This is a genomic window from Pseudonocardia sp. NPDC049635 (genome assembly GCF_040659795.1).
Taxonomy (GTDB): Bacteria; Actinomycetota; Actinomycetes; order Mycobacteriales; family Pseudonocardiaceae; genus Pseudonocardia.
The window spans coordinates 130,997-139,316 of the sequence record NZ_JBFAON010000016.1; the positions used below are offsets into that span (position 1 = coordinate 130,997).

Genomic DNA, 8,320 nt, shown 5'->3' on the forward strand with positions numbered 1-8,320 from the left:
CGTTCCGGCCCCGCCGGCCCGACCCACAGCGCCGACCCACAGCGCCCGGCCCACAGCGCTCCACAGCACCCGGCCCCGTGGCGGCCCGCCGCCACCGACGCTCCGCCGCCCGCCCGGTCCAGCCCGCCGGGTCCAGCCCGTCTGGTCCAGCCCGTCGGGTCATCAGCCCCGGAAGATCCGGCGCACCAGCCACAGCAGCGCGACGCCCAGCAGCACCGCCAGCCCGAACCGCACCGCGAGCCAGGCCACGCCCTCGGCCGGGAGCAACGCCGCCCCGCCGCACACCGCGAACCCGGTGAGGACCGGCCCGAGCAGCACGTTCTCCCGCCATCGCGTCTCCGACACCCGGCGACGCAGCAGCGACGTGCCGAGGGCCAGCGCCAGGTAGGTCACCGGGAACCCGGCCGCGACCGCGGTCAGCGACCCGGTCCCGGCCAGCAGCACGGCGGCGACCAGACCGGCGAGCAGGCTGAGCGGGCTCGCCAACGCCAGTCCGCCGCTGCGGCCGGACGCGAACACCAGGTGCACGTTCGCCAGGTACGCGACGCTCACGACGGCACCGATCGCCGTCACCCCCACCACCGGGACCAGCTCGACCGGGTCGAACTCGGCCGGGGCGAGGAAGCGCAGCAGGAACGGCGCCAGCAGTGCGACTCCCCCGGCGAGCGCGACGGTCACCGCGGCGACGTCCCGCGCGGTCCGTTCCAGCGCGGCGCCGCGCTCCTGCGGCGCGGTCCGGTAGACCACCGGTGCCCAGGCGTTGTTCAGGGCGGACACGATCAGCGCCGGTGCCGCACCGAGCAGCAGTGCGATCTGCATCCGGCCGCCGTCCTCGGCGCCGAAGTACCGGGTCACGATCAGCACCAGCGCGTTCTGCACGAGCAGCAACGCGACCAGGTGCGGCACCGCGGGCAGCCCGACGCGCAGCGCCCTGCCCAGGTCGCCGCGCTCGCTGCGGGGCCGTCCGCCGTGCAGCGCCAACCCGATCCCGGTGAGCCCGGCGGCGAGGTAGCCGAGCAGCAGGCCGAACAGGTAGTCGTCGGCGTCGCTGGCATGCCAGCTGACCAGGGCCAGCCCGACGAGTGGGCCACCCAGCGTCGCGACCCCGGACATCACCACGAACGGCACCGGCCGGTCCTGCACCCGCAGCAACGACTGCGCGTTCAGCACGGCGACGAACCCGGCGGCCGCCAGCGCCGCCCAGGTGAGCCCGGGCTGCCACGGGACGGACAGCAGCGGCGGGCCCCACAGCGGCCCGGTCAGCATCGCCGCGACGACGAGCACGGTGGACAGCGCGGTGCCCTGCAGCACCAGCGCGCGGGCCCCGGCCTCCCCGGAGCCCTCCAGGATCCCGTGCCGGGTGATCGCCGATGCCAGACCGAACCCGACGACCATCGCGCCGACCTGCACCAGGATCAGCCCGATCGCGACGACGCCGTACTCGCCGCGGCCGAGCACCCGGGTCACGATCGGGGTGACCGCGACGTTCGCCAGGATCGGCGCGACCGTGCCGAGGGTGTAGAGCGAACCGCGCCCGAGCACCTCCCTGCTCGCGTTCACCGTGCTCATCCCCGGTGCCCGAAGAACTCCCGCACCAGCTCGATGACCCGGTCGACGTCGGTGTCGGTCAGATCCGGGAACAGCGGCAGCGACAGCTGCTGGGAGTAGTACTCCTCGGCGTTCGGGCACAGGCCACGGCGGTAACCGAGGTCGGCGAACACCGGGTGCCAGTAGGCCGGGATGTAGTTGACCTGCACCCCGATCCCCTGCTCGCGCAGGTGTTCGAACAGCTCGCGGCGGCGGCCGTCGAGCACCCGCAGCGGGTAGAGGTGCCAGGCCGGGTCGGCACCGTCGCGGCGGGCCGGGGTGCGCAACTCGGCGACGTCGGCGAGCGCGGCGTCGTAGCGGGCGTGGATCTCCGCGCGCCGCGCGGTGAACGCGGCGAGCCGGCGCAGCTGCGAGGATCCGAGCGCGGCGAGCAGGTCCGGCAGCCGGTAGTTCAGCCCGAACGCGTGCACCTCCTGGTGCCACGGCCCCTCGTCCGGGAACCGTTGCACGGCCCGGTCCCGCACCAGTCCGTGGTTGCGGAAGGAACGGGCGCCGTCCACGAGATCGGCCCGCGGCGACACGACCGCGCCGCCCTCCGCGGTGGTCAGGTTCTTCGTCGGGAAGAAGCTCAGCGTCGTCAGGTCGGCGAGGTCGCCCACCGGACGCCCGTGCCAGGTGCCGCCGACCGAGTGCGCGGCGTCCTCCAGCAGCAGCGCCCCGGCGCCGTGGGCGATCTCGCGCAGCGGGCCGGCGTCGATCGGGTGCCCCGCATAGTCCACACCGGACACGACGGTGGTGTTCGGGGTGAGCGCGGCCTTCGCGGCGTCCGGGTCCAGGTTGCCGGTGTCCGGGCTGACGTCGGCGAACACCACGTTCGCCCCGAGCAGAGCCGCGGTGCTCGCGGTCGCGACGAAGGTCAGCGGCGCGACGACGACGTCCTGACCGGGGCCGACGCCGGCCGCCGCGTAGGCGACGTGCAGTGCCGCGGTGCCGCTGGTGACGGCCACCGCAGGATGGCCGCAGACCGCGGCCAGGTCCTCCTCGAACCGGGCGACCGCCGGGCCGGTGGTCAGCCAGTCCGAACCGAGGACCGCGGTGACCGCCTCGACGTCGTCGGGCGAGATCGACTGGCGGCCGTAGGGAAGCATCAGTCGAGTGCCTCGACCATCTCGCGCAGCTGCTGCGGGGTCAGCCACAGGTCGTTGGTGTCGCTGCGGTAGGCCTGCCCGTCGGGTACCGGCTCGCCGTCGGCCGGGGAGGTGTAGCCCCAGCCGGCGATGTAGGGCTCGACCACGTAGCGGTCGTCGAGCCGCAGGGTCCGCCGCGAGTCGTCCGCGGCGATCATCTCCTCGTGCAGCTTCTCACCCGGCCGGATCCCGATCTCGTGGGTCGCCGCGCCCGGCGCGATCGCCTCGGCCAGGTCGGTCATCCGCATCGACGGGATCCGCGGGACGTACAGCTCGCCGCCCTGCATCCGGTCGAAGGAGTCGATCACGAACTGCACAGCGTCCGGCAGGGTGATCCAGAACCGGGTCATCCGCTTGTCGGTGATCGGCAACGAGGCGCCCTCGGCGGCGAGCCGCTTGAACAGCGGGACGACCGAGCCGCGCGAACCCAGCACGTTGCCGTACCGGACGACCGCGAACCGCGTCTCGTAGGCGGCCGCGTAGTGGTTGGCGCTCACGAACAGCCGGTCGGCGCACAGCTTCGTCGCGCCGTAGAGGTTGATCGGCGACGACGCCTTGTCCGTCGACAGCGCGACGACCTTCTTCACGCCGGAGTCGATCGCGGCCTCGACGACGTTCTGCGAGCCCTCGACGTTGGTCCGGATGAACTCGAACGGGTTGTACTCGGCGGTGTCGACCTGCTTCAGCGCGGCGGCGTGCACGACGTACTCGACGCCGTGCATGGCGCGCTTGAGGCGGTCCCGGTCGCGCACGTCACCGAGGAACCAGCGCAGCCGGGGGTCGTCGCCGAACAGCGACCGGCACTCGTACTGCTTCAGCTCGTCCCGGGACAGGATGACCAGGCGGCGCGGGTCGTAGCGGTCCAGCAGCGTGCGCACGAACGCCTTGCCGAAGGACCCCGTCCCGCCCGTGACCAGGACCGACGAGCCCTTGAGAACCGACATCACGCCTCCAGATCCGCGGATTTCTCCCGCCCGGCATGATGGCACGCGGGTAGTCGGAGGAAAGGCAGCAGGTGCGGATCAACGCGGTCGTTCAGGCCAGGACGGGCTCGACCCGGCTCCCCGGCAAGGTCCTGCGGGAGCTGGGTGGGCGTCCCGTGCTGGACCGGGTCGTCGACGCCGCCCGGGCGGCGCACGGCATCGACGACGTGCTGGTCGCGACGTCCACCTCGGCCGGCGACGACGCGGTCGCCGAGCACGCCGCGGCGCTCGGGGTCGGGGTGGTGCGCGGTTCCGAGGACGACGTGCTCTCCCGGTACGTGCAGGCTGTCGACGAGCACCCGTGCGACGCCGTGGTGCGACTCACTGCCGACTGCCCGCTGCTCGATCCCGACCTGGTCGGCCTGGTCGCCGCGACCTGGCGATCCGCACCCGAGCACGACTACGTGGCGACCACGCTGGTCCGGACGCTGCCCCGGGGTCTGGACGTCGAGCTGGCGACGGTTCCCGCGCTGCGCACCCTGGCGGCCGGCGCGGCCGGCTACGACCGGGTGCACGTGACCTCGGGCCTCTACGGCGACCCGGAGCGGTTCCGGTGCCTCGGTGTCGTCGTCGCCCCCGCCGCGGACGACCTGCGGGTCACCCTGGACACCCCCGAGGACCTGTACGCCCTGCAGGGCCTGGTGGAGGCGCTCGACGGGCGCACCGGCTGGCGCTCGGTGGTGTCGGTGCTGCGGTCCCGGCCGGACCTGGTGGGCCGCAACGCGCACGTCCGCCAGAAGTCGCTCGCGGAGGGCTGATCACGTGCGTCTGCTGCTGCGCTGCGACGCCGGCCGGTCGACCGGTGTCGGGCACGCCGTGCGCTGCGCGGCGGTCGCCGAGGCCGCCGCCGCGGCCGGGCACGAGGTGCTCTGGTCCGGGCGGCTCGACGGGCTGGCCTGGCTGTGGGCCGGGCTCGCGGGCGCCGACGGTCACCGACCGCCCGGCACGGTGCTGCCTCCCGCGGACGACGCCGGGTCGCTGGCCGGGCTCGCCGGTGAGCACCGGGCCGACGCGGTGCACGTCGACCACTACCTGCTCGGCGACGACCTGCGCGGCCCGCTGAACTCGGCCGGGATCGTGCTGTGCACCGTGGAGGACTTCACCACCGGACGGCGGCCGGGTGACGTCGTCGTCGATCCCAATCTCGGCGCCGACGGTCATCCCCGGCCCGACGACGGCAGCGGGCTCCTGCTCCGCGGTCCGGCCTACGCCCCGTTGCGGGCGGCTGTCCGTCGTGCCCGGCGGGAACGTGACGCCGCCCGCCCGGCCGGCCGCCCGCCGCGGGTGCTCGTCGTGATGGGCGGGACCGACGCCGCGGGCCTGCTCCCGCGCGTCGTCGCCGCCCTCGACGCGGCCGGTGCGCCCGCCGAGGTCGACGTCGTCGTCCCGCCGGGACGGTCTCCGCGGTTGCCCGCGGCCGGCCCGGCCCGGTTCCGGCCGGTCGCCCCGCTGCCCGATCTGCCGGCCGCGATGGCGGGCGCGGACCTGGTGGTCAGCGCGGCCGGGACGACGGTGTGGGAGCTGTGCTGCGTCGGCGTCCCGATGGCCCTGGTCCGCGCCGCCGACAACCAGGCCGAGGGGTACCGGACGGTCGTCGCGAGCGGCGCCGCGGCCGGGCTCGGGGGGATCGACGATCTCGCCGAGCCGGAGCCGGCGGGGGCGGTGCTGCGCGCGCTGCTCACCGATCCCGACCGGCGGGCGGCGCTCGCCCGCCGGGCCAGGACCGTCGTGGACGGCGAGGGCGCGGGCCGGATCGTGGACGCGGTCGCGGCTGCCGTCCGCCGCGGGCGGCCCAGGCGGGAGCACCCGAGCCCGTCCGGCCTGCACACGCGACCCGCGACGCTCGACGACGCCGAACTCCTGCTGGCCTGGCGCAACGACCCGGACACCCGCCGCAACTCGCGCTCCGCCGGTGAGATCGACCTGGACTCCCACCGGCGCTGGCTCGCCGGGTCGCTGGACCGCGAGGACCGCCATCTCCTGATCGTCTCCGACGCCGCGGGACCGGTCGGGACCGTCCGCTGGGACCGGGAGCCTGCGGGCTGGGAGGTGTCGATCACCGTCGCCCCGCAGCGGCGCGGTGGCGGGCTCGCCGGGGCCCTGTTGCGGGCCGGTGAGGACGCCCTGCGGGAACGCACCGGTTCCGGCACCCCGCTGATCGCGGTCGTGCACCGGGACAACATCGCCTCCGCGAAGCTGTTCGCCCGCGCCGGGTACACCGACGACGGCAACGGCCCGGACGACGACGGTTTCCGGACACTGCGTCGCATCCTCTGACCGGCGGCATCCCCGACGACCTCGCGGGGCGCCCTCGCCGGTGCTCCCACTGCCTGCCGACCCCCACCTCTGCCCGCCGTGTCCTGCCCCGCCTGCCGTGTCCCGCCCTGCCTACCGTGTCCTGCCCTGCCCTGCCCTGCCCTGCCGTGCCGTGTCCTGCCGTGTCCTGCCGTGCCGTGTCCTGCCCTGCCCTGCCCTGCCCTGCCCGGCGTGTCTGCCGTGTCCTGCCCTGCCGTGCCGGGTCTGCCGTGCCGTGTCCTGTCCTGTCTGCCCTGCCCTGCCCGGCCCGGCGTGTCTGCCGTGTCCTGCCCTGCCTCCCGTGTCTGCCGTGCCTGCCCTGCCGTACCTGCCCTGCCGTGTCCGGCCTGCGCCCGTACCGCTGCCGGGCACCGCTACCTCTGCCGTCGTCGCGGCCGCACTGACCCCGGACCCCCGGTTGAGCCATTCGGGTGGGGTTGCCCGGGCCCGACCGCCGAGGCACCGGAACTGTCAGGGGTCCACAGCAGAATCGACCACATGTTCGACCACGGTGCCACCACCAGCGCTTCGACCATCACTCCGGCCGCCACCCCGGCCGGCACTCCGCCCCTCACCGCGACGGCCGACGAGGCCGTCCGCCTGTCCGAGGTGCCGCCCGGCCCAGCCGTGGTGGCGGCCCTCGATCGACCACCCGATCCCGGTGTCTCCTCCGCCGAGCGCCTGGAGCGCATCGGCGCTTTCGAACGGCTGATCAACCGGCTGCAGGCGCTGCAGAGCTGCGAGATCGCCGCCCTCGTCGAGGATGCCGAGGCCACGATGGCCGAGCAGCTCGCCCGTCACGATCCGGCCACCGATCCACCCCTGGGGTTGTTCGACACGGTGCCCGACGCGCTGCGGTCGATCGTGGCGGAGCTGCGGCTCATGCTGCGGCTGACCACCGGATCCGCGTGGTACCGGGTCGACGAGGCCCGCGCCCTGTCCGCCGCGGAGCTCGCACCGACCGCCGAGCTGGCCCGGGCAGGCCTGTTGTCGCGACCGAAGGTCACGCTCCTGGTCGACGCCGCCGCGGACCTGACACCTGAGCAGACCGGGCGGCTTCTCGCCCGCGTCCTGCCGAAGGCCCCGGAGCAGACCACCGGTCAGCTCCGGGCGGCGATCCGCCGGTTCCTGGCCGGGCTGCCGGAGGGTGTCCGGGCCCGCCGTCGCGAACGCCGGGCCCTCGAACGCGGGGTGCGGGTCCAGGCCGAGGCCGACGGCATGGCCACCGTGCGCGCCTTCCTGCCCGCGGCCGCGGCGACCGGCATCTTCGCCGTGCTCGACCAGCATGCCCGCGGTTGCGCCGGAGCGGATCCCCGCGGGATGGACGCCCGGCGGGCCGATGCGCTCGTCGACCTGGTGCTGCGCGACACCGGACGGATGAGTGCAGGAACCGCGCTCGCCGCCGGCGCGAGGGCGGAGCCGACCGGGGTTCCCGGGGTGACCCCCGCTCCGGCGGAAGGCAGCCCGTTCGTCCGGAACTCCGTGCGGGTGAACATCCATGTGACCGTCCCGATCGACACCCTCACCGGCGCCGGCGACGAGCCGGCCGAGCTCGCCGGGTACGGCCCGGTCCCCGCCGAGGACGCGCGGGCCCTCGCCTTCGACCCCGCCTCCGTGTGGGACCGGCTGCTCACCGATCCGGTCACCGGGAAGGTTCTCGACCACGGCACGCAGCGCTACCGACCACCGGCCCATCTGGCCCGGCTGGTGCGGTCACGGTACGGCTGCTGCGCCCATCCCGGCTGCCGGACGCCGGCACACCGGTGCGACATCGACCATGTCGTGCCGTTCGATCCGGTGCGGGGCACCGGGCCGACGTCCGCGGACAACACCAGCCCGCTCTGCCGTTCCCATCACCGGCTCAAGCACATGCCGGGCTGGCACGTCGAGATGCGGCCGGACGGCACCCTGGTCTGGACGACTCCCTCCGGCCACACCTACGAGGCGGAGCCCGCACCGATCGGTCCGGTCCGGCCCGGCCCAGGGCCGGATCGCAGGCCGAGCCGGTGGGCCCGCGCGGAGGGTGGCGACGCGCGGGCGCGGTTCGCCGAGGACGTCGCGGAGCCGCCGTTCTGACAACTCCTGGCTGACGACCATCACGAACCCCGCTCCGGACGCGGCCGCAAGGCCGCCCTGTGGCTGGTCGTGCTCGCCGTCCTCGGTCTGCTCGGCGTCGTCGGCTACGTCGCGCTGAATGCAGACGACGGTTCCTCTAGTGCCTTGTCAGGCAACGTTCGGTAGGTAATCGGGTCTGCGGATCTTGGACTCGGGTGCGAAGCGCCGTTTCGGGGTGGCGTGGCGGTTGGC

General features: G+C 74.6%; 6 protein-coding genes. 3 read left to right on the forward strand and 3 right to left on the reverse strand.

Features of this window, described 5'->3' with window-relative positions:
- Nucleotides 1-162 precede the first annotated feature (162 nt).
- Genes AB0J24_RS19500 through pseB form a run of 3 tightly spaced genes read right to left on the reverse strand, consistent with a single transcriptional unit; the run spans nt 163 to nt 3,679 of the window.
- On the reverse strand, nt 163-1,560 hold the full coding sequence (locus AB0J24_RS19500; protein WP_358683233.1) for an oligosaccharide flippase family protein: 1,398 nt from the start codon (nt 1,558-1,560) through the stop codon (nt 163-165).
- Nucleotides 1,561-1,565: 5 nt separating this feature from the next.
- Complete coding sequence (locus AB0J24_RS19505; protein ID WP_358683235.1) at nt 1,566-2,696, reverse strand: aminotransferase class I/II-fold pyridoxal phosphate-dependent enzyme; 1,131 nt, start codon at nt 2,694-2,696, stop codon at nt 1,566-1,568.
- Nucleotides 2,696-3,679, reverse strand: coding sequence for a UDP-N-acetylglucosamine 4,6-dehydratase (inverting) (gene pseB / locus AB0J24_RS19510; protein ID WP_358683237.1), 984 nt, complete (start codon nt 3,677-3,679; stop codon nt 2,696-2,698). Before pseB ends, AB0J24_RS19505 begins: the two co-directional genes overlap by 1 nt.
- A 71-nt stretch (nt 3,680-3,750) precedes the next feature.
- Here pseB and AB0J24_RS19515 point away from each other — a divergent pair, with 71 nt between their 5' ends.
- From AB0J24_RS19515 to AB0J24_RS19525, 3 genes are all read left to right on the forward strand, one after another.
- Nucleotides 3,751-4,476, forward strand: a complete 726-nt coding sequence (locus AB0J24_RS19515) for a glycosyltransferase family protein (RefSeq protein WP_358683239.1) — start codon at nt 3,751-3,753, stop codon at nt 4,474-4,476.
- Nucleotides 4,477-4,480: 4 nt separating this feature from the next.
- On the forward strand, nt 4,481-5,995 hold the full coding sequence (locus tag AB0J24_RS19520) for a GNAT family N-acetyltransferase (protein ID WP_358683241.1): 1,515 nt from the start codon (nt 4,481-4,483) through the stop codon (nt 5,993-5,995).
- Nucleotides 5,996-6,511: 516 nt separating this feature from the next.
- Nucleotides 6,512-8,089, forward strand: coding sequence for a DUF222 domain-containing protein (locus AB0J24_RS19525; protein WP_358683243.1), 1,578 nt, complete (start codon nt 6,512-6,514; stop codon nt 8,087-8,089).
- Nucleotides 8,090-8,320 lie beyond the last annotated feature (231 nt).